The 21,680-nt window shown below is 40.6% G+C and carries 23 protein-coding genes; 10 read left to right on the forward strand and 13 right to left on the reverse strand.

The window, feature by feature from the left end; all coding sequences use genetic code 11:
* Positions 1-86: 86 nt before the first annotated feature.
* Together EHQ64_RS02010 and EHQ64_RS02015 are read right to left on the reverse strand one after the other, a co-directional pair.
* Positions 87-1,133, reverse strand: coding sequence for a CapA family protein (locus tag EHQ64_RS02010; protein ID WP_135647838.1), 1,047 nt, complete (start codon positions 1,131-1,133; stop codon positions 87-89).
* A 49-nt stretch (positions 1,134-1,182) separates the two neighbouring features.
* Positions 1,183-1,707 carry a hypothetical protein gene (locus tag EHQ64_RS02015; protein WP_135647839.1) on the reverse strand — a complete coding sequence of 175 codons (525 nt, stop codon included), beginning with the start codon at positions 1,705-1,707 and terminating at the stop codon, positions 1,183-1,185.
* Between the two features lie 218 nt (positions 1,708-1,925).
* On the opposite strand from EHQ64_RS02015, the gene EHQ64_RS02020 reads away from it, so the two are divergent.
* Positions 1,926-2,795: a class I SAM-dependent methyltransferase gene (locus tag EHQ64_RS02020; protein WP_135647840.1), complete on the forward strand. Its 870-nt coding sequence runs from the start codon at positions 1,926-1,928 to the stop codon at positions 2,793-2,795.
* Positions 2,796-2,799: 4 nt separating this feature from the next.
* Here the strand turns inward: EHQ64_RS02020 and EHQ64_RS02025 are convergent, their stop codons facing one another.
* From EHQ64_RS02025 to EHQ64_RS02045, 5 genes are all read right to left on the reverse strand, one after another.
* On the reverse strand, positions 2,800-3,381 hold the full coding sequence (locus EHQ64_RS02025) for a hypothetical protein (protein ID WP_135647841.1): 582 nt from the start codon (positions 3,379-3,381) through the stop codon (positions 2,800-2,802).
* Positions 3,382-3,535: 154 nt separating this feature from the next.
* The gene (locus EHQ64_RS02030; RefSeq protein ID WP_135647842.1) at positions 3,536-4,060 is read right to left on the reverse strand and encodes a hypothetical protein; all 525 of its coding nucleotides are present in this window, start codon (positions 4,058-4,060) and stop codon (positions 3,536-3,538) included.
* Between the two features lie 135 nt (positions 4,061-4,195).
* On the reverse strand, positions 4,196-4,912 hold the full coding sequence (locus tag EHQ64_RS02035) for an LIC_13076 family protein (RefSeq protein WP_425460380.1): 717 nt from the start codon (positions 4,910-4,912) through the stop codon (positions 4,196-4,198).
* A 66-nt stretch (positions 4,913-4,978) separates the two neighbouring features.
* A complete protein-coding gene (locus tag EHQ64_RS02040) occupies positions 4,979-5,476 on the reverse strand; it encodes a hypothetical protein (protein ID WP_135647844.1) in 498 nt (165 codons plus the stop codon).
* Between the two features lie 4 nt (positions 5,477-5,480).
* Entirely contained in the window at positions 5,481-5,861 is a 381-nt protein-coding gene (locus EHQ64_RS02045) for a hypothetical protein (RefSeq protein WP_135647845.1), read from the reverse strand.
* A 93-nt stretch (positions 5,862-5,954) separates the two neighbouring features.
* Here EHQ64_RS02045 and EHQ64_RS02050 point away from each other — a divergent pair, with 93 nt between their 5' ends.
* The gene (locus EHQ64_RS02050) at positions 5,955-6,641 is read left to right on the forward strand and encodes a hypothetical protein (protein WP_135647846.1); all 687 of its coding nucleotides are present in this window, start codon (positions 5,955-5,957) and stop codon (positions 6,639-6,641) included.
* Positions 6,642-6,695: 54 nt separating this feature from the next.
* Positions 6,696-7,631, forward strand: coding sequence for a DMT family transporter (locus EHQ64_RS02055; RefSeq protein ID WP_135647847.1), 936 nt, complete (start codon positions 6,696-6,698; stop codon positions 7,629-7,631).
* A gap of 462 nt (positions 7,632-8,093) precedes the next feature.
* Here EHQ64_RS02055 and EHQ64_RS02060 read toward each other — a convergent pair whose 3' ends face one another.
* Positions 8,094-9,824 (reverse strand): GAF domain-containing SpoIIE family protein phosphatase, encoded by a 1,731-nt coding sequence (locus tag EHQ64_RS02060; RefSeq protein WP_135647848.1) that lies wholly within the window; start codon positions 9,822-9,824, stop codon positions 8,094-8,096.
* 140 nt (positions 9,825-9,964) lie between these two features.
* Between EHQ64_RS02060 and EHQ64_RS20140 the strand changes: the two genes are divergently transcribed.
* The 4 genes from EHQ64_RS20140 (at position 9,965) to EHQ64_RS02075 (ending at position 12,270) form a co-directional block, all read left to right on the forward strand.
* Positions 9,965-10,102, forward strand: coding sequence for a hypothetical protein (locus EHQ64_RS20140; RefSeq protein ID WP_020771405.1), 138 nt, complete (start codon positions 9,965-9,967; stop codon positions 10,100-10,102).
* A gap of 80 nt (positions 10,103-10,182) precedes the next feature.
* The gene (locus EHQ64_RS02065; RefSeq protein WP_135647849.1) at positions 10,183-10,794 is read left to right on the forward strand and encodes a LemA family protein; all 612 of its coding nucleotides are present in this window, start codon (positions 10,183-10,185) and stop codon (positions 10,792-10,794) included.
* Positions 10,795-10,813: 19 nt separating this feature from the next.
* The gene (locus tag EHQ64_RS02070; RefSeq protein ID WP_135647850.1) at positions 10,814-11,710 is read left to right on the forward strand and encodes a TPM domain-containing protein; all 897 of its coding nucleotides are present in this window, start codon (positions 10,814-10,816) and stop codon (positions 11,708-11,710) included.
* A gap of 5 nt (positions 11,711-11,715) precedes the next feature.
* Positions 11,716-12,270, forward strand: a complete 555-nt coding sequence (locus tag EHQ64_RS02075) for a TPM domain-containing protein (protein WP_135647851.1) — start codon at positions 11,716-11,718, stop codon at positions 12,268-12,270.
* 2 nt (positions 12,271-12,272) lie between these two features.
* On the opposite strand, the gene EHQ64_RS02080 is transcribed toward EHQ64_RS02075, so the two are convergent.
* Complete coding sequence (locus EHQ64_RS02080; protein ID WP_135647909.1) at positions 12,273-12,671, reverse strand: SufE family protein; 399 nt, start codon at positions 12,669-12,671, stop codon at positions 12,273-12,275.
* Positions 12,672-12,873: 202 nt separating this feature from the next.
* On the opposite strand from EHQ64_RS02080, the gene EHQ64_RS02085 reads away from it, so the two are divergent.
* On the forward strand, positions 12,874-14,715 hold the full coding sequence (locus tag EHQ64_RS02085; protein WP_135647852.1) for an SLC5 family protein: 1,842 nt from the start codon (positions 12,874-12,876) through the stop codon (positions 14,713-14,715).
* 1 nt (position 14,716) lies between these two features.
* On the opposite strand, the gene EHQ64_RS02090 is transcribed toward EHQ64_RS02085, so the two are convergent.
* From EHQ64_RS02090 to EHQ64_RS02105, 4 genes are all read right to left on the reverse strand, one after another.
* Entirely contained in the window at positions 14,717-15,607 is an 891-nt protein-coding gene (locus EHQ64_RS02090) for a DUF4349 domain-containing protein (RefSeq protein WP_135647853.1), read from the reverse strand.
* 137 nt (positions 15,608-15,744) lie between these two features.
* Positions 15,745-17,160 (reverse strand): jacalin-like lectin, encoded by a 1,416-nt coding sequence (locus EHQ64_RS02095; RefSeq protein ID WP_135647854.1) that lies wholly within the window; start codon positions 17,158-17,160, stop codon positions 15,745-15,747.
* A gap of 90 nt (positions 17,161-17,250) precedes the next feature.
* Positions 17,251-18,159: an aldo/keto reductase gene (locus EHQ64_RS02100; protein WP_135647855.1), complete on the reverse strand. Its 909-nt coding sequence runs from the start codon at positions 18,157-18,159 to the stop codon at positions 17,251-17,253.
* Positions 18,156-19,307, reverse strand: a complete 1,152-nt coding sequence (locus EHQ64_RS02105) for an LLM class flavin-dependent oxidoreductase (RefSeq protein WP_135647856.1) — start codon at positions 19,305-19,307, stop codon at positions 18,156-18,158. Before EHQ64_RS02105 ends, EHQ64_RS02100 begins: the two co-directional genes overlap by 4 nt.
* A 268-nt stretch (positions 19,308-19,575) precedes the next feature.
* On the opposite strand from EHQ64_RS02105, the gene EHQ64_RS02110 reads away from it, so the two are divergent.
* On the forward strand, positions 19,576-20,703 hold the full coding sequence (locus tag EHQ64_RS02110) for a TauD/TfdA family dioxygenase (protein ID WP_135647857.1): 1,128 nt from the start codon (positions 19,576-19,578) through the stop codon (positions 20,701-20,703).
* A 66-nt stretch (positions 20,704-20,769) separates the two neighbouring features.
* Complete coding sequence (locus tag EHQ64_RS02115) at positions 20,770-21,669, forward strand: bile acid:sodium symporter family protein (protein WP_135647858.1); 900 nt, start codon at positions 20,770-20,772, stop codon at positions 21,667-21,669.
* Positions 21,670-21,680: the final 11 nt, after the last annotated feature.

The raw sequence follows: 21,680 nt of genomic DNA on the forward strand, positions 1-21,680 counted from the left end.
TCCAGCATAAATTCGTAAGCACAAAAAAACCCGCCTAGTTCGAAAGAATGGCGGGTTTTTTATTTTAGAATATTCTAAAATACGGATTAAGGATGAAAACTTCCATCTGACTGGATTTTAGGTCCTTTATTCGGGAAATCAGACTTAGTCAAGGATTGGATCAACTCAGTCGTTTTTGCATCCGGGTCCGGCGCAGGAATTCCATTCTGGCTCAGTTGAAGAGGATGGATCTTTCCTTTGATGAAATTTCCTTGTTTGTCCAGATCCGCTTCCAATACCAATGAATAACCGCCGTATCCTTTGGTAGAAAATACTCTGTATCCTAAAAAGTTCCCTAATGAGTACGCGATCAATTTCCCCTTATACAACTCGAATGCTCTAGGCAAATGAGGACCATGCCCTATAAATAGATCGGCCCCTGCGTCTATCAATGAATGAGAGAGTGCGACCAGGTTTCCACGGTATTCTCCATAAAATCTTTCCTGTTCATTTTTAACATGTAATGCAGGTCCACCTTCTGCGCCTCCATGAACTGAAATGAATACAAGCTGTGCTTTTTTCTTCGCTTCTTTTACAAGAGCCACACCTTCTTCTATCTCGTTCACATGATTATGAGCACTTTGCATATGGCTGAATCCGATCCAAGCGACCGAGATCCCTTTTACATTCATATAAGTTATCGCACCTTTTTTTCCGGTGTATCGAACGCCTGCTTCGGAAAGATTTTTTCCGGTATCATCGAATCCTTGCTGGTGAAAATCCAAACTGTGATTGTTTGCGATGGATACTATATCGAAGCCCACATCTTTTAAAATTTTTGCATAAGAAGGAGGAGTCCTGAATGCGAAGATCAGAGGACGATTTATATTTTTCGCGCAGTGAGGATAATCAGTAAGAGTACTTTCAAAATTCGCAAATAGTATATCCGCTCCTCTTAAACTAGGTTCCACTTGGGAAAATAAAGTGTTTTTAGGATCCGAAGGAAGTTTGTTCTCCGGATAATTAGTTCCCATAACAAGATCTCCGACAGCTTTGATCTTGATCGTCTCAGGTTCCACGGATTGGATCGGTTGGCACTGAGAAACAAATAGGAAAATCCCCAAAAAGGAGGAGAAGGCGAAAATTCTATACATAGTGGGAAGGATTTTCCAAACCCTATCCCCCGCAAAGCGGTTTTTACATTTATTGAATAGTCACCGAAAGTGTACCAAGATTAAAACCTGTAGGAAGATCAATATCAGGAGTAGAACTACTTACCAGATGCTGGATCGTACAGGTTGAAGGACTATTATCGGTAAACCGCATTGTCACATCCTGAGCAGCATATCCGTTACTTCCGGAAAATCCTGTAAAAAGTGAAATATCGTCACTGATAGATGGGCAATCTTTGGGTACTAAATTTATACTTAAGACAGACTCCGCATTATTTGACCATCCGGAAGGGATCGAAGATCGTATAGAAACATTATAATCCTGATAAGCGAATATAGTTATAACCAGGGGATTCGGATTGAACTGCAAAAATCCACTCGATCCTCCCCCTGCTCCGCCAGAGACTATGGCAAGTATAGCATCATTTACCGTTGTCTTATCTTCTTCGGAAAGCCCTGCAAATTCTCTTCCCGCATCCGTTCCTGTTAACACCAAGCCACAATTTACGCATGATAAACAAACTAGAAGAACAACTATCTGTATATATCTGTTCATACATAATTTATTAACAGATGAAATCAATTGGAGCAATCATTAAATTGTAAGGACTTTAAGAATCACTAGAGGATTCAGATATACCCTAAATGTTTAATTTTCCATGCCCTTCTCATAAGTTGATCTATATGAAAGAAATACCCAAAATAGAATGAAATTTTAAAATCTCATCAGGCAATTTATGTCCGAAATATTGTAAAACCACCGATCCTAATACTATGCAATCAATTCCCTGCAATACTTGTTCTAATTCCGAATTTAAGCCCTTATTTTCAAAAGCAAGCCCGAAGGGAGAAGTTTTCCAAATCGTAGAATGTAAACATTGCAAATTGGTCCAAGTGAATCCTCAGCCAAGTATTGAAGAAGTTTCTAAATATTATGAGGACTCTTATTTCACCCAAAGGACCGACAGGGGTTACGATAATTATTATTCTGAAGAAACTAAAAAAGAGATCGCAAGAGTATTTAATTTAAATCTGCAAGACCTAGGTTTTCCAGATTGGGAAAGACTATTAGGTTCCGAAAAATCCGCGTTAGACGTCGGTTGTGCTGCTGGTTATTTTTTGGATTATCTAAAAGGAAAAAATTGGAAGACCAAAGGTTTAGATATCGCAAGCGGCCCTGTACAATTCGCTAAGGAAAAATTAGGATTGGATGTGGAACAAAAAGATTTTTTGACTTGGGATCCGGATGGAAAAGAAAAATTCGATCTGGTCACCTTATGGGCAAGTATTGAACATTTACATCATCCCAAAGAAACACTTCAGAAAATTTTAAAACACTTAAAGCCAGGTGGAAGAATGATCCTTTCTACCTGTAGATACGGAGTTCTCGCAAAATATCTAGGACCTAAATGGAGATATCTGAATGTTCCGGAACATCTTTATTACTATAGTTTACCAGGGATTATTTCCTTGGGAAATGAATTGGGTTATATTCCATTAGGTCATATCTCTTACGGAAGTGGTCTCACTGCTAAAAAGGGTTCCGGGATCTTCTACAAAACTTCTAAGAAATTTGCGGATTGGGCGGTTAAAAAATTCGATCAGGGAGATATGATGGCGGTTTGTTTCGGGATTTCTAGATAAACGTTTATTGTACGTGTATTTGTAGATCGCCTATATCTGTGCCCACAGGTAAAGCATCTCCGTTGGAAGAAATTACCACATGCTTCAACAAACCGCTCGTCTTTGTGCTACAAGAAAAGCTAATCCCTCCCCCACCTATAGACAATGGAAAGGTATCATCACTAGCAACCGGAAATGTACTTTCTGGAGCTAAACATTCAGAACTTCCAGTCCATTGTATCCCAAAAGTAAAATCGCTTTCACCACCGGGTGCTGCCTGTGCACCTAAACCTCCGACAACAGTACCGCCCACCCCACCCGGCCACGACGCGAGGACGATAGTATATAATCCCTTTCCGGATGATGCACTAAAATTGAGAGTGCTCGGAGTAAACCCAAGTATTGCTAAACTACTGCCTCCACCGGCACCGCCTGGGCTAATACCCAATGCTGCCAATAGAATAGAATCGTTACTATTTTGATTAGAAGCAGCCCTTGCCTCTTGTTCGGATTGGTATCCTAAAGCAAGACCGCAATTCAAGATCAAAACGGAAATAAATATTATGAATACTTTATATATAAAAAACATCGGATCAAAACGTTTCAAAGGTATAACCCTCAAATTCACTTACAGACCTAATATTATCAGCAGTGAAGAATTCGAGCAAGCAGGTTTCAAGTCCTTGAAGAATTTCCGGATATCCCCCATTCGAGGGATATAAAAATATTAATATTTTATTATATTGTTAGAACCAAAGCGATCAAGGAGTTGTAGTTACCGACAAGGCACCTACATTTGTATCCACACTCGGGAGGTCGACCCCGGTAGTTCCGACATCGACCAAATGGGAGATCTGTCCCGTTCCGGTAATACCACAACTGAAATCAACATTTTGAAAAGTTAAAGGGTAGATATCGTCATGAGAGACTGCAAATACGCCCTCGTGCGGGGTACAAGACATGGATCCGCTCCAGTCGGCTTTGAATCGCAATTCACCTTCTCCGGATCCTGGCCAATAATTTACCGTTATATCGTAGGAAGCTTTACCGCCGCCAGCCACTGAATATACCAAGGGGGAAGGCGAAAAACTGAGCAATCCCCCCGAAGAGGTACTACCTATCAATCCCAAAAGGGCCAAAACAGAATTTGAGCCCTTATTGTCGGAAGCCGCCTTTGCCTCCTGCTCGGATTGGTATCCTAAGGCAAGCCCACAATTCAAATTCGAAACGACCATAAGGAATATTATGAATTTATAAATTAGATCGAAAGAAGAGTTATGTTTCATAGGATTTTCCGAGCGATCAGCCTTTTACTATATAAGAACGACAATCCGAAACAAGCCGGATTTCAGAATATGGAAATTAATTGATAAATTCGCAGAGGATGCATCCCTCGAACAAGGGATGCAATCGAAAGAAAATTAATGTTTTTCTTTGCCGGTCTCTTTGGTAGGTTCTTTAGGAGTTTCTTTTACTTTGATGATCTTAGTTGCAAAGATCACCTTATACACTTCTTTTTTCAGAAGAGAAAATTCGTGTTTTTGACCGTTTGCGTCGTCTGTCTCTAATTTGAGAGAATCCACGTCCTGGCCCACTACTCTTGCTTCCGTAGTTTTTCCAGTTCTAAGAATGATCATGCTGTAATTCTTTCCGGCATGTTCCGCTGGGCTTGTTTTATCCAAATACTTGCGTAAAGCGTCTTCTAACTCTCTTTCTGTTTTGGAAAAAAATTCGGAGTGAGCCCTTGCCTTTTCCTCTTCGAAAAACTGCTCGTATTGGTCTCTATGAACAAATCTAGTTCCAAGGTCGCATTCGGTTATTGTAACTCGATAGAAAACGATAGAGCTAAAAAATCCGGTAACCAGGTTTAAACTACCTTGCCACCAATTTACTCCATGTTCAGCGAAGTAAACTTTTCCTTCTTTCTTAGTTAGTTCCTTATCCCTAGAACCGGGGAGTCTCCAAAGACCGTATAACCCAAACCAGCGATTATAATGTTGGAGTTCCTCGCAAGGTTTACTTCCTGCTTCGAGGCCTAATTTATCCTCTCCGGCAAATTCGATCCTTTTATCGAGAGTACAATCTTGTAATAGTAAAAAGGATACACTAAATAGGGTAAGTAATTTATAAAAATTCATATATCGTCTACTTGGTAGCATACGACATGTTCAATACGAACTAATAACGTAATCAAACCTATTTTATTACTTAGTGAATTTTTTTGAAGAAGTTAAGGCTACTTTCTTCATTTGTCTTCCGGAAGAAACTACCGGCCACTGGGTATTCTTCTTTGATCCTTCCTTAAACAACCTTACAAAAAAGTAAAATGGAACTGCTATTGCCAGAAAGAGGAAAAGATATCTAGGAAGTAAGGACTCTAGAACGGATTCTCTGATCAAACCCAAGGCTCTACCTTCGTTTTCAGGGATCTTATTCCTATAATCGGAACCATACTCATAAGCATATACCTTGAGTTTTAATCCTCTCCAAGCTTTCTCTATCGGATTTAATCTATTCTCAAAAGCTGACTCGGAATTTACACGATCTATCTTCATCACACTTCCGAGCATCGCGCTTATTAAAAAGAAACAGAAAGGGATCCCTACTAAAAGTAGGAACATAGGTGAACCTGTCTTTTTCTTAGATACAGGTTTTTGGGAGACCTTTTGCCTTTTTTTCGTTTTAGCCTTTGTCGAATTCATACAATTAAGATTTGGATCGTCCGAAAACTTCTTTTAGAAATTGAAAACAGGCAAATAGAGGATAACCTAATATTGTAAGTACGAAAAAGAATTTAGGAATACTTCTTTCTAAAGGATTGTCTTCAAGAGTTCCGGTAAAAGATCTTTCTTCGTCATCCATCCTAGTTCTAAAATCATATCCGTATTTATGGAACATTCTCTCCATATTAAAATCATCCACAAGTTGGTCTATCGGAGACTTACTGGAATATATACTTCTTTCTTCCGATAAACGGTATAGCCGGAGAAATTCCCCTAAAAAGGAAGTGGCAACGAATAGTATAAGAGGGATCAAAAATAATAATCTAAACGGAGTGATCGGTTTCTGGACCTTTGTTGATTTCATGAAGTCGAAAACTCCTTATTCTCTTTCTATAAGTATCGATCGAAAGTCCTTGCTTTTCCAAGGAGTTTTTCCAAGATTTCGAGAATTGTAAACATGCGACATATTCGTTTCTGCGTTCTTCTACTCTTAGCATCTTGTACTACCGTGGGATTTCATAGAGAATCCGTAAGGGAATCCTTCGAATACGGAAAAATGAAAACCATTCGGATCTGCGTCTGGAAAGATGAAAATGTTTCTCCCGAAAGAATGAATTACCTTTTCGACTCATGGAATGAAGAGTTAGTCTTATACAATTTACAGGCAAAAGTTTCCCAAGTAAAGGATTGGAAACGCCCGGGCTGGACAGGTAGGGCGATCATGGAGGAACTTTATTCTGCAGAATTGCCGGAAGGTTGTGATCGGATCCTTGCTCTTGCAGGATTTAAAGCCTCTGACATTGCATACGAATTTGCTTCCTATATTCTCGCCTTATTTTTGATCCCAACTTTCGAAGTTTTAGGCGCAGTAGATAGTCCTACCGGAAGTAGAGGGTTCGTACTCGCGCATACCGCTTCCTTAGGCCATTTGATCACGGGAGGAGCTTCCAATACGATCGTACATGAAGGATACCATCTATTAGGCTGCGGTCATTCTTTCTACCTTTCAGAATGTTACGGACAGATCCAAAAATTAAAAACGACTGCAGATATTGCAGGAGATTCATTCTTTCCTGTTACTCACCCAAAATCGGGTTTTATAACTTCCCGCAGAGAGCTAAATTATTTCTTTCTGGGACGTTAAACCTTTTTTGGAATTCCTACTTTAAACGAGAAAGCGTTTCTAAAACCTGGAAGAATGAGCCAAACTTCCGAAGAGAGATCTCCTTCCAGGTTAAGCGAAGAAACCTTAGGATATTTTTACGCACTTGCAGGAACCGTTCTTTTTTCCTCCAAGGGAGTACTCGTAAAACTAGTTTATAAATTCGGAATAGACTCTGTAACCACTCTTGCACTCAGAATGATCTTCGCGATTCCATTCTTCGCATATGTATTATACAAAGAATCTAACAATCAGTCCGGACAACCGATTGATAAGAAAGATTATGGGATTGTTGTATTCCTCGCTTTCATGGGATATTATTTGGCGAGTTTTTTCGATTTCTGGGGCCTAGAATATCTTTCTGCGTCCATGGAAAGGCTCGTACTATTTACATTTCCTGCGTTAGTGTTACTTCTTGGCTCCGTATTCTTAAAGAAGAAGGTGCATAAGATCGAAATTTACTCCGTAGCATTGACCTATTCCGGGATCTTACTCGCTTTTTTACCGGACGCCGAAGCACAAGGAAAGTCGGCATTGATCGGAGCTATTTTAGTATTTCTTTCTGCGTTAGCTTATGCGATCTATTTGATCGGTAGCGGGCAAATGATCCCCAAACTAGGATCCAGAAAATTTACCGCACTTCTGATGATTTGGTCGGGAATTTTCGTGTTAATCCATTTTTTCTGCACAAAAAATTATGAAATCTTAATACATCAGCCATGGCAAGTTTATGCATACGGGTTTGCACTTGGATTTTTAACAACAGTATTACCTGCATTCTTAACCACAGCAGGTATCCAAAGGATCGGATCAAATAAGGCATCGATTGCAGGAAGTGTCGGTCCGGTGTTTACTTTATTTTTAGCTGCAGTGCTATTAGGAGAGATCATCACCTGGGAAAACCTAGCCGGGACAATTATCGTTCTCTCCGGAGTTTTCTTATTAGGTAGGAAGAAAAAAGTTTTAGAATAAAGATTTTGTAGAGAAAGGAGGATCGTAGAATTAGGATCTTCCTTTTTAAGATAACAAAGCTGATATTCTTTTATAGTCAAAGACTTGTAAAGAGCCTGTGAATTATGGCAGTTCCTACAAATTCTGATCCGAGATTTTCGCTTGAAGATTTTAGATTTTTCTGATAAAGGAAAATCGTGCTCTCCCACGAGCCACTCCCCTCCACCCCTGCACAGCGACCCATAGAGAGCGAGCAGACGACTGCGTAGCAAGTCGGTGATCGTCAGATCAACCGAGTCGGCCAATTGAATCGACACACTGCATTTCATTGGACATGTGTACCACCGCACCAGCCCCCACCCTATGAGGGCGGGGGGCACCTTCTTCAAAACAAAAGCCCCGATCACAAAAAGATCTCCGACCGCAGCGATTGAAGGTAAACTTTACCCGCTCACGAAAAATTCTGGGTCTTCTGTTCAGATCTCAACCCTTAATATCGATTACCAACATCGCCATATCATCCCCGAAAACTCCTTCGGAGAATTGGAACACTTCTGAAACCACCTGATCCAGATATTCATCCAGATTGATTAGCTCTTTATGTTGAAGCAAAATATCCTGAAATCCGGGAAGATCTAATATTCTACCTTCCGCATTGAACACTTCATACATACCGTCGGAATAGAATACGATCCTATCATCTTTTTCTAATTTAATAGATTCGTTAAAATATTCTATGGAATCGAAGATGAGAAGAGGAAGATTCATACCTTTCAATTCAATCTTCTCTTCACCTCGAAAAAGAACGATCGGAGGATGGCCCGCATAAGAATATACGAGTTTTTTCTCTAAAGGAAAAAACCTTGCCCAAACAGCAGCGATATGATGCTCCACGACCATAGGTTTTAGATCTTTTACGAATTGTTGGATCCCTTCTGCAGGAGAAAGCCCGGCCTTCGCATGATGACGAAAAGAAAGAACCGCCATACCCGAGACCATTGCAGAAGAGATCCCATGTCCGGAAACATCTCCGAATAGAATGTCCATCACACCGTTCTCATGTTGGATATATGTGATGATATCCCCTCCTACTTTTTCAAAAGGCCTAAAGTAACTATCCATTTTGAAAAAAGGAGAGCTTGGAAATTCTCGAGACACCAAAGATCTTTGTGTCAAACGAGCAAGTTCCAAATCGTGATTCATTCTCTCGTAAAAATCGTTCAGATCAGATTCTCTTTTCTGTCTATCAAAAGCGAGAACGATCAGATCTCCTACGAGCCTCAATACATAAATATCTTCTTCGGTCCAAAGTTTTTTCCTACGAACTGAATCGAATCCAATAAAGCCGAGCTCTTCGTCCCTAGAAGAAAGTCCCACTACTACCAAAGAATTTGTCCCTCTTCTTTCTAACAAATTTTTCAAAGTAGAATGTGAAGAAGGCAAATTTTCCATAGAGTCGTAAACTATATGACCTCGATTTCGAATGATCTCGTAATCCGATCTCGGAAAAGTTTCTATGGGAAGATTTTGAAGAAGATGGATCCGATGCTCCACACCATCAGCACACCATTCATTCGTGTTGGAAATAGTTAGACCCGCGTGAGTATATAAGAATAAAAATGCACGATCCGCTCCACAGAATTTGCCAAGTTCCCCGAGAGCGTAGTTCACCGCCTCGGTAGTGTTTCCAGGTTCTGCGCTTAAAAAATATCTGGATAATTTAGTAAGAAGGCCTTCTAACGCAAACGTACGTTTCAGTCTGAACTCAGCGGCTCTCGCAGAAGTTACATCTTTTTGAACTCCCCATGCTCTGAGAAGAAAACCGTTCTCGACTACGCCAAGGGCTGTGCTTAGGAAATATTTACGTTTTCCTTTTCTATCGATCTCTTCCGATTCGCTATCATGTGTTTTATAACCGGATCGAATAAACTCGTAGATCCCGAACACATTCATCTTGTTAGTCGGGCCAAGGATTTCCTTTAAGAGCAGGCCTTTGATCTCTTCTGCCCTATGATAGCCGTAGATCCTGGCCATCGTGTCATTACAATGGGTCAGTCTGGCATTTTCATAGATTAGCCTGGCCTGCTCCTCGATAGGAAGAGTAGTGTCCAAGGCGGAATCCAATTCATAACACCAGATCCCCTCGGGGGACTTGCGAAAGTATCCGTCTACCTTATCGATTTCCTCGAGTCGGGTCTTAATATCCAATTCCATTCGTACCAGGCGGCCCTTGCCGTTTTCTATTTTATCGGTTGGGGAAGTCGGGGAATTTCCCCGGTTTTTTTATTTTCTGCCCGCCGAATTTGTCCGGGGCATCCTGTATTTTTATCTTCAGGAAAGCCAAGGAGGCGCCAATGAAAACCGACTATAGAAACTCGATCAACCAAGAAAAAATCTCCGCTTTAGCCGAAATGCTCGCGGACAAGCTTATAGAAGAGATCCGCAAAAGAGCACTGGAAAAACACGAGAATTTTCCAAAAGAGGCGGCATAAAGAGTAGATGATCTTAGAAAAAATCCGGTTGCCAAGGGATATTTTTCGTCAAAACTTCCGCATAGACTCCGGAGGTAGGAATGTCCCAAGGCAATTTTTTAGGAACTCGTAAAGGTTTAGTCATAGGAACCTTAAGTTTTACCTTATTTTTCACGAATTCCTGCGGTTATAATAGCATCCAAGTTCAAGACGAGCAGGTTAAGGCAGCTTGGTCCGAAGTGATCAATATGTACCAAAGAAGAGCGGATCTTATCCCGAATTTGGTCAATACTGTCAAAGGATACGCAGCTCAAGAAAAAGAAGTTCTGATCGAGGTCACTAAGGCTAGAGCAAGCGTGGGTTCCGTCCAAGCAACTCCCGAAGTATTAAACAACCCTGAATTATTCGCAAAATTCAATCAGGCGCAAGGGCAAATGACCTCCGCCTTATCCAGGTTAATGGTAGTTGTGGAGAAATATCCGGACCTAAAATCGGATAAAAGTTTTATCGGCCTTCAAGCCCAATTGGAAGGAACCGAGAATAGGATCGCAGTTGCAAGAAACAGATATATCACTTCTGTTCAAGAATACAATATCACTGTCAGGACATTTCCAAATGTGATCACTGCAAAAATTTTCGGATACGATGTGAAGCCGAATTTCAGCGTGGAAAACGAGAAAGAGATCTCCAAACCACCTCAGGTCCAATTCTAAATTTTTTCCTACAATTCTTATGAAAGGGCTTTTCTTTTTTTCCTTATTATTCTTTTCCTTCGGGATCTTTGGAGAACAAATCCAGATCCCTAGATTGGAACATAGAGTTACCGACCTAACTTCTACATTGAGCGAAGAAGAAGTTTCCAGCCTAGAAGAAAAACTGAAAAGTTTCGAAAAAAGAAAAGGAAGCCAAGTAGTCCTAGTAGTTATTCCCACAACGGGAGAAGAGACAATCGAGCAGTATTCCATACGACTCGCAGACGAATGGAAGATCGGAAGAAAAGGAGTCGGAGACGGGGTCATATTTCTTGTCGCAAAAGAAGATCGAAAAATGCGCTTCGAAATAGGAAGAGGATTAGAGGGTACTATTCCGGACGCGACAAGCAAGAGGATCCAGTTAGAATACATTAGGCCCTTATTCAAAGAAGGTAAATTTTACGAAGGGGTAGATCAAGGGATCGATAAAATCCTTGGATTGATAGACGGAGAAATTTTACCGGAGCCTAATTCTACAAGCTATGAGCATAGCCCTGACGCTTCGGACGATAGCTTCGGTTTTTTTATAGGTGCATTAGTTATAATTGGGATAGCAGTCGGTATTCTATTCAAAAAACTATTTAGCTTACTCCAAGCTGGACTCGCCACTTATTTCGGATATTTGGCAGGAGGATTCTTAGGTTTTAGTTTCGAATTAATGCTCCCTCTTTTGGTGATCTTCTTTATACTTCTATGTATCATCTATATCTCCGCAAAAAACCCAGGCTCGGGAGGAGGAAGTAGTGGATGGTCCTCTGGAAGTACTTGGAGTTCTTATAGTTCGGGAAGTTCGGACTGGAGTTCCTCCTCTTCCAGCGATTCCTTCAGTGGGGGCGGAGGAGATTTCGGCGGAGGCGGATCCTCTTCGGATTGGTGATCTATATGACACATAAGAATTCCATGATCAAAAGACTTCTACAGAATTTGATAGCCTCTGTCTTAGACCTTCTTCGAATAGGAGATGGGCCTTTATCAGGTTTTACTTTATTAAGAAAATATTTTAGTACAAAAGATCTTAAAGAAATTACTTCTGCCGTGGGAAGTTCTGAAAAATCCCATAGAGGAGAAATTAAAGTAAGTATAGAAACTAAAATCCCTCTATTTCAGTTAATAAACGGAAAAACAGCAAGCTCCAGAGCTTTGGAGATGTTCTCGTTTCTAAAAGTATGGAATACCGAAGAAAAAACTGGAATACTGATCTATTTGCTTTTATCCGAAAAGAAGATCGTTACATTGGCGGATAAAGGTATTTATAAAAGAATAGGCCAGGAAAAGTTAAATTCTATTTCCGAAATAATAGGAGAAGGATTCAGATCCGGTAAGCCTAAAGAAGCAATATTAACCGGGATAAAAGAATTAACAGAAGAGCTTACTAAACATTTTCCGGCAAAGAGAAAAAATCCGAACGAGATATCTAACGAACCTTATATAGGTTAATATTAGAAACTTCTAATTTTATTCACCATAGAATACAATCCGTTCCTACGGCTCATAGAAAGATGTTTGTCCAGACCGATCTCTTTCAAAAATTCCAAGGAAGCGGACTTGATCTCTTCTCGACTTCTTCCGGAAAAAACTCTAAGTAAAAGAGCAATCATACCCTTAGTGATCGCGGAATCGCTGTCCGCTTGGATATATAATTTTCCGTCTTTATCTTCCGGAACGACCCAGACCCTGGACTGACAACCTGGAACCAATCTATCTTCTGTTTTTAGTTCGGGAGAGAGCACAGGAAGTTCGTCTCCGATCTCGATCAGCATCTGGTATCTTTCTTCCCAGTCGGCTGCTTCCGAAAACTCGGCGATAATTTCCTTCTGAGCCTCTTCCAAACTCGGCATCTCTTTCCCCAGGTGGTTTTCTTCTAGGCTAAAATTCATGGTTCTCCCGAAAACAAAATAATTTAGGTACGGGCGTTCATTTCTTCCCTAAATATTAGACGATGTTTTTGATCCGGTTTTATCATTTTTAGAATGCCTAAGAATGTAGGAAGACTTGCGTAAGAGCAAATGTATCTGAAAGGTGGTAACCGAGATTTTATAAGTGTTTAACTACATTGACGCGATCATATTCTTATCAACTCTGGGCCTCGTCTTAGGAGTAGGTTTCTACGTAGGAAAAAAAGAGAATTCAAAAGACGATTATTTCCTAGGAGGGCGATCTCTTCCTTGGTGGGGAGTCGCAGGTTCTCTTTTCGGCACGAACGTTTCCGCAAATCATATCGTAGGAATGTTGGGGATAGGATATTCGGTCGGTTTCGCTCAAAGTAATTATATGTGGGGAGCGATCCCGGCTTTATTACTTCTTTCTTATGTATTTTTACCTCTATATAGAAGGAAAAAAATTTTCACACTCTCCCAATTTTTAGGAAATCGTTATGGAGAATCTTCCCAACTTCTATATTCCGGAATACTCTTAGTACTGATCGCAATCCAACTTGCGGCAGGATTATATATCGGATCCAGATCCCTTCTTCCTTTTTGGAAGGACTTAGGCTGGGAAGGTATCGGTTATGTAGAAGGAGTATTACTCCTCGGCATCATTTCTACCGCCTACACTTGGTTCGGCGGTCTAAAGGCAGTCGTTTATACAGACGTAATCCAATCGATCCTAATACTCGCAGCCGGGGTACTACTCGCATATCTCACCATCCAGCATCCATTAGTAGGAGGATGGGAAGGTTTATGGGCGAAGGAAAGATTAGCTTCCGTATCCGATCAAAGGATGAATTTATTCTTAGCAAGCGATCATTCTTCACTTCCTTGGACCGGAGCATTGAGTGGATTATTTTTTCTGCATATATTCTATTGGGGAACCAATCAATATGTGGTCCAAAGGACCTTGGGTGCCAAAAGTCTTAGAGAAGCGAGAGTCGGGATCTTAGGAGACGGTTTTTTAAGTTTAACCATTCCTTTTTTCACTGTGCTAACAGGAGTCGCGGCATATCACCTATGGAGTCAAAGTCAGTCCACTCTTTCCGTAGATCCTGACGAAGCATTTTCCAGATTAGTATCGATCGTAGTTCCAAGCGGTTATGGTTTCGGCGGGCTGATCCTCGCAGGATTACTCGGAGCAATCTTTTCTTCAGTGGACTCTATGTTAAACTCTGCTTCCACATTATTCACCGTGGACTTTTATTCCAGGATCAAAAAAACAGAAATCGGAAAAAGGTTTTTAGGAGAACAAGAATCCGAAGAAGAAGCAGTTCAGGTGGGTAGAAAATTTCTACTCTTCTTCTCCGCACTTACCATTCTGTTGGCATTATTCACATACACCCCGAACTCCAAAGGAAATTTCTTTTTAGAGATCTCAGGACAAAGTGCTCACTTCACTTTAGGTCTACTCTCCGTATTTTTAGTGGGAGTATTTTGGAAAAAGTCCGATCCGAAGGCCGCCTGGATCGTGATCTTACTCTGTCCAATCCTATCTTTATCCTTACCTTCCATATATACTTGGCTATCTTCCGAATTTCCTATATTAAGAACAATCTTCGGAGAAAAATTCAATTTTTTACATAGGGTATTCATTGTATCTGTTTTTGGAATACTATCTCAAATTTTACTTACTCTTGTATTTTCCAAAAAAGAAACAGGATCTTCTATCGGTTTTTCCGTAAAGATCGATCGAAAAATTGCGTTACTCGGTATTCTTTATGCTGTCGGCGTAACATATATAATAATACTTAGAGTTTTATTTAATGTAAGTCCATGGACCTGTGGCTGGTCCAGCTTCGGTTTTACTTTATTGTTCTTCTTAGGTATTTCAGTTTGGAAGGTACAAAAATTCCCGAACAAGTATAGGCTCAGGAATTTTTTCAGAAATGATATCTGGGCCGCAGGGGCACTTGCCTCTACGACCATTTGGTTATATTTTATATTTTCTTAAATTACTTGAACCATTTATTTTTTGCGTATTTCAACAGATACAAGACGCCGGCTAATGCGATACCAAGCGGAATTATATAAACTAAAGAAAGCAAAAGTTTCAAAACAAGGCTGATTAGATCTATAAACGCTTCTCCAAAATTAGGGACTTCCACAGTTTTAGGCTTTTGTGGACCGTACATATGGATACTGATCTTTGCCCAAGTAACCCGATCTAAAATTTTCCATTTTTCGAATTCTGCCGAGTCAGCAGAGTCTTCCGATTGACCGAGTAATTCCTCGATCTCGGCAGCCGATTTCGGAGTGGATCTTGTGGAGAGTTCAGTCCTTCTTGCGATCCTGATCTTCTCTCTTCTGGAATGTATTTGTTCAAGAGTAAAGTTTTCTGTATGATCCTCTACTTCTATATTCTCCGATTTTAAATTTCCTAGTTTTTCCAATTCCATCAAAACCTGGTACAGATCCGAAGATTTTACATGAATGACCGCTGTCATATTCGGTCCGGAATCGTCTCCGTAGTTCTGTAAACTTTCATTCTGCACAAATCCGTATTTAGCAGAAAGCTCCAAAAGGGATTTGCGGGCCGCTATAAAATTTTCGGTCTCGAATGTTAAGTTTACCTTATATTCTAAAAGCCTTCCGATCTTCAGATTGCCGATTTTGGGAGAAGCAAAAGTTTTGAGTTGGTCCTCCGCCTCTTCCCTTTCCCCTGCCTTAGCGGATACCTTTTTTTCCGAAACAACGTCTTTCAGATCATCCATGGTGCTGGAAGGCATAGGCGCAGATTGAGTTCTACTCGCCTCTCCTTGGGCAGAGGAAACTTTTTCCGAATTTTCGGCCTTACAAACGAAAAGAACGGAAACGATTAAGATTGAAATTAGAAAGCGAAACATTCATTTCTCCTAGAAATTCTATACGCCGAGCTAATTACCTCAGACATAGTTAGGAAACTTTCTAATAGAAACAACCGGATCGCTTTTTATTCCTTCGTTTTTTATCGAATGTTTGGCCAAAATACTTTCAGCCCCATTTAAGGGACCGGCGCAAAAATCACACCTAACTTATCTATTTCGTCTCCACTTCTTCCATGAAACCCTACGATCCCCCAACCAACGGGTGCCGAATACGTAACACAGCTAGAAGTTGTAGATCCTCCAGTTAGAAATCTTCCTAAACTTGTTCGAAATTGAGCATAAAAGATCCGAGTATGATTATTTTTTACCCCACTGCAAAGTTTTACTTGGTCTAAGTATTCTCCATTCGTTAGGTTCAAAGTTTGCGGACTTCCCCCTGTTCCACCATGGCTTAATACTGTTCCATTCGTTAATTGCAACGAAACTGCATCCACTCTGGATCCGGATCTTAAACTTAATTTAGACGCAGATGGAGTAGATGATAAAGAGTTCGCATCATTGAATGCAGTCCCATGTGGACCACCGAATGCGTCACTATACAGTAGATTCTGCAAAAGAGAATAATTGAATGTAGAAGAGACAGCATAATGGTCCGAGAGAGGAAGCCCAGTCACAGGATGAACAAATCTCGTATCTTCTATCAAATAAGAACTAGGGGATAAGGAAATATAGGAATTTCCACGGTAGAATATTTTATCGACTACCTCACAACCAGCACTTGTCCTATGGCCTTCGCAGTCCATCAAAGCATCGGCTCCTTGAGTAGGATAAGATCCGCCTCGAATCAATTGTATCCAGACGTCGGCAAATCCGCGATTTATAAATTCTCGGATATTATCTCCAGATCTAGTATATCTTGTATTCGTATCCCCCATTACGATTACTGCATTCCCTGCAGAATTGGAATCTATAAAATTCAATATTTGTAATATATTAGATCTTCTAGCTGCTAAATCCGCCTCTTCCGTGCTTGCATTCGTATGTAAATTGTAAACATCCAAAAATACCCCAGGTGCGACCTTATGCCTTGCTAAAGTAAATCCTTTAGGAGTCAGACAATCTGTTCCATTACAAGCAGTCCAATCCACTCTCTGGAAATCCGAAAATGGAAAGTAAGACAATGTATTCAAACCGTCTCCGATCCCCATTCCTCCGCTCGTAGCCGATCTATAGGGATGCAAATCGTTCGCATACAAACTTGCATGATAATTAAAATCTTCCTGGACTTGGATTAGATCGAATGGGGTCATTAAGGGTCCCATATACGGCGTGTTTTCACTCGGATTCGAGCTAGAGAATGGCTCCAAGAGTCCGGCTACATTATAGGTGAGTAAAGAGAATGTCCCGGTCCCATTTACAGTATCAATCACTGCGAATTCCGAATAGTTTGAATTATCTTTCGTTTGGCCCGATTTATCCACCAAACCCAATAAACTTTCCGCGTTGATCGCCTTTTCCCCGTTACAATTGAATAGAAACCATAAGATCCCTATCAAAAGAGGAAGCCCCTTTCTGCTTTGTTCGATTTTCATTTTAGATTCTCCGTTTTGATATCGAACGCGCAGTATAAATATAAGTATTATATTCTAATTAGAATTTTCTTATATGGTCATTTTTTTGTATTACGGGACACTTTTGCCCGTTCCTGCTTCCAAAATACGAAACCATTCCTCTCTCTCTAATTGGATCTGCAATGCCTTTGTCGCAGATCTGATACGATCCGGTTCATTCGTCCCTAAAACCGGGACCAAATGTGCGGGATGAGAGAAATACCAGGAAAATAATACTGCATCTATAGTCGTATTCTTCTTCTCTGCAAGGACTTCTAAAGTTTTATATAAAACGTTTTCTTGTTCCGTTTTCGGTTGGAAGATACTTCCGCCTGCAGTAGGAGACCAGATCATCGGCTTGAATCTAAGCTCTTGAGCCTGATCGAAAACCCCATTTATTAAAGGATCCGTTAATAATGGATGGAATTCGACTTGGTTGGTTACTAAGGGAAAATCCAATCTGGATTGTAAAAGAGAAAATTGAGATGGTGTAAAATTCGAAACTCCGAAATGTAAAACTTTCCCGTCCTTCCGCAGTTTTTGAAAAGCCTCTGCGACCTCATCCGCATTTATGAACGGGTCAGGCCTATGGATCAAAAGAAGGTCTATCTTATCTATATTTAATTTTTTTAATGAAGCTTCGGCAGAACTAATAATATAATCGCGACTCGTATCATAATGTTTCAAGGAAACTCCCGGGCGGTTCGGCCCAGGAAGCTGTATCCCGGTCTTTGTTACGATCTGGATCTTATCCTTCAGACTTGGATTTAACTTTAAAGAGGCACCAAATTTCTCTTCATTCCCATAATCCCCGTATATATCCGCATGATCGAAAGAAGAGATCCCGGATTCCAGACAGACTTCTATCTTTTCCAAAATCCTCTGGGGTCCGTCTCCCTTCGGGTCAGAATGTAATCTCCAACATCCGTAAACTAACCTAGAAACCGAAGGCCCTTTGGAAGATAAGGAAATAAGGCTCATTTTCTTTCTCCTGTAGTCAATGGAGTCACTGGTTCGAAATTCGGGATCCTACCTTGAGCCTTTGGAAGAGACACGGTTTGGATTTGAGGAAGCACCTTTTCTGCGAATATTTTGCACTCGTCGATCAACGGATAACCGGAAAGAATGAATGCTCTGATCCCCATCTTAATATATCTATGAATTTTTTCTAATACTTGCTCGGGTGTTCCTACGATCGCAGAACCGCAACCGGATCGAGCAAGGCCTATACCGGACCATATATTAGGTTCTATGAATAGATCCGAGCCCGCATTCTTACGTAGTTCATCCTGTCTTTTCACTCCGGCAGAATTAGAATCTAGTGCTCGATGTTTGAGCTCCTCCGCTTTCTGGATATCCAATTTGGATAATAATCTACTAGCGGCTTCTTTTGCTTCTTCTTCAGTATCTCTTACGATTACATGGATCCTTAGACCAAAATCTATCTTTCTTCCTACCGCGTGAGCACGTTTACTTAAATCCGCCATCGTGTCCGAAAGTCTCTCTTCGGTTTCAGGCCACATTAAAAAAACATCACAGTATTCGGCGCAAAGTTGTCTTGCGTCTTCGGAAATTCCTCCGAAATATAAAAGAGGTCCACCGTTCACTTGATAAGACTTGGAAGGATCCGAACTTAATTTGATCTTATAAAATTCACCTTGGAAATCTATCTCATCCTTTGTCCAGGCCTGCCTCAAAATTTCGATCACCTCTTTGGAGATCTTATATCTTTCTTTGGAATCTCTCACTGTTCCGGGAAGATCGGAAGAGATAATATTAATGTTCAATCTTCCCTTTAACATATGATCCAATGTGGAAAGTGTCCTTGCGAGCATTGGAGGATGGATCTCTCCACAACGGATAGCAGTCAGAAGAGAAATATTTTTAGTAAGTTGAGAAGCCGCAGCAGCAAAGGTCAATGTGTCCTGACCTACTTGATAGGAAGAAGGAAGAAGAATATTTTGAAATCCGAGATCATCTGCGAGTCGAATGATCTCAGCACAATGTTCAAAGCTCGATCTTAATTTCGGATCTGGGACTCCCAGATACTCGTAATCTCCGTTGCAAAGATCGCAAAACCATGCCATCTCCACTTTGGGATCTTCGGAACGAATCGTTATGGAACTCATATCGTATATATTTTCGAGTTACTTTTCCAATCAAGACGGATTTGTAGGAATTCCTACAGTATAGTTTTCAAACAGCTAATCTTTCAGAATGACGAACGTATCGAAAGATAAGAAATTCTATCGTTCACTAAAATAGACAATCGGTCGAAAGATTGACGTAGTAGATCCTACCGGAAAATGCAGGTCTTTATTCCTGAAAGACTAAAAGACTTGCCTTTCCCTAGTACGGTTTTATAAAAGTTTTCTATCTTTGTTGGGAGAACTTCTTATGAAAACAAACACGATTTCTCGGTCAGGAAAATCCGGATTAAAGAAAGTTTCCCCTAACAAAACTAAGCCGAAAGGTATAGGCCGGGTAGAAAAATCTTTTTTCCCGGGAAAAGAATTACCCAGGATCTACGGACCCGGTGATACAAGCGCATTAGAAGACGGATTTTTACCGGCATGGGTAAACAAAAATAAAAAATCGGTCGAGTCCGACTTATTGGAATACGGAGCGATCTTATTCAGAGGATTTAACGTTAGTTCCGCTCAAGACTTCGAAGATGTTGCCTTAAGTTTGGATAAAAATTTAAAAACAGATTATTTAGGGACTTCTCCTAGAAATAAAGTCACTCAATTCGTTCATACTGCAAGCGAACTTCCTCCCCATTATCCGATCATGCAACATGCAGAGATGAGCTTTTTAGATAAACCTCCTCGAAAACTTATGTTTTTCTGTGCAGTAGCACCAAAAGTCCACGGAGAAACTCCAATAGCGGATCTCAGAAAAATTTACGAAGACATGGATCCAAGTTTATTAAAAAAATTTGAATCTAAGGGAGTGAAATACATCCGTAAATACGACGGACCAAATGCTTCCCGATATAATTTATGGAAAACAAAACGTTGGGACGAGATGTTCTCCAGTAAAAATAAAAAGGACGTAGAAAAGATCGCTGCGAAGCAAAGGTTCCAAGTTGAATGGATGCCCGAAGATGGACTCAAACTTACGAATAAACAAGTAGCAGTCAGGCAGCACCCCGTCGCAAAAACAAAGGCATGGCATAATCATAGCCAAGTGTTCCATACGGACGCCGCAAGATTAGAATATGCAAAAATCCTAAAAGAACAAGGAACCCTCAGAAGTCTGATCCTTGCAGGAGTATTATACCTTCTCACTTTCCTAAAGAAAAAGTTGGTAGAGCCTAAGGACCAAGACACGAATGTAATCTTCGGGGACGATTCTGTGATCAGCGTTTCAGAAATGAGTAAAGTAAGTGACACTTTCTGGAAACATCTATCCATCTTTCCTTGGCAAAAGGGAGATATTCTTTTGATAGACAATTATTCAGTTTCCCACGGAAGATTACCATTTTCTGGACCCAGGGAAATTTTGGTTACCTGGACCGACTAAAAAATATTTTACAAAATTATAAAATATTAAACGGCAATCGAGTTCGTCTTTTGCCTGGGAAAACGAATGCCAGATTACGATTTAGTTAGATTGAATTTCAGTCCTGCGGGCCTTTTCGTATTAAATATTTGCCTCGGTCTGATCATGTATGGGGTTTCCCTAGAATTAACGATCTCCGACTTTACCAACTTGCGGAAGCAGCCCAAAGCCGCATTCGTAGGTTTATTCTCTCAATTAATATTATTACCTGCAATCACAGTCGGGCTACTTTATATATTAAAGCCCCATCCAGGACTTGCCTTGGGAATGATACTCGTTGCGGCCTGCCCTGGCGGAAATATGTCCAATTTTATCAGTCTTTTGGCAAAAGGGAACGTTCCTCTTTCCATTTCCCTAACGGCAACTACGACGGTCCTCGCTTGGTTCTTTACTCCGTTTAACTTTTTCTTTTGGGGAAAACTATATACACCTGCCGCGGATCGATTGAAAGAGATCAGCCTCAACCCTGCAGACGTATTCCTTTCTATTTTTCTAATATTGGTCCTACCATTAATATTAGGAGCTTTGACAAATCGTTATTTACCGAAAGTAGCAGCGAATCTAAAAAAACCGATGAGACTCGGATCTACGATCTTACTCGGGATCTTTATATTAATCGCATTTGCAGGAAATTGGAAATCGTTCGTGGATTTCGGAACGGTCTTATTTTGGTTGGTCCTCCTACATAACGGTTCAGCACTAGCAGTAGGATATTTTGCCGCTTGGATTGCCGGACTTGCTCATAAAGAACGTAAAACGATCTCTTTGGAAACAGGACTACAAAACTCAGGTTTAGGCTTGATCCTTATTTTTACTTTTTTCCAAGGGATCGGTTCCATGGCTCTGATCGCAGCTTGGTGGGGAGTATGGCATTTGATTAGCGGTTTACTTTTGGCAGCAGTATGGGGAAGAGATAAGGAAGCCTAAATCCAAATCGA

Origin of the sequence: Leptospira sarikeiensis (assembly GCF_004769615.1) — a bacterium.
GTDB classification, from domain to species: Bacteria; Spirochaetota; Leptospiria; order Leptospirales; family Leptospiraceae; genus Leptospira_B; species Leptospira_B sarikeiensis.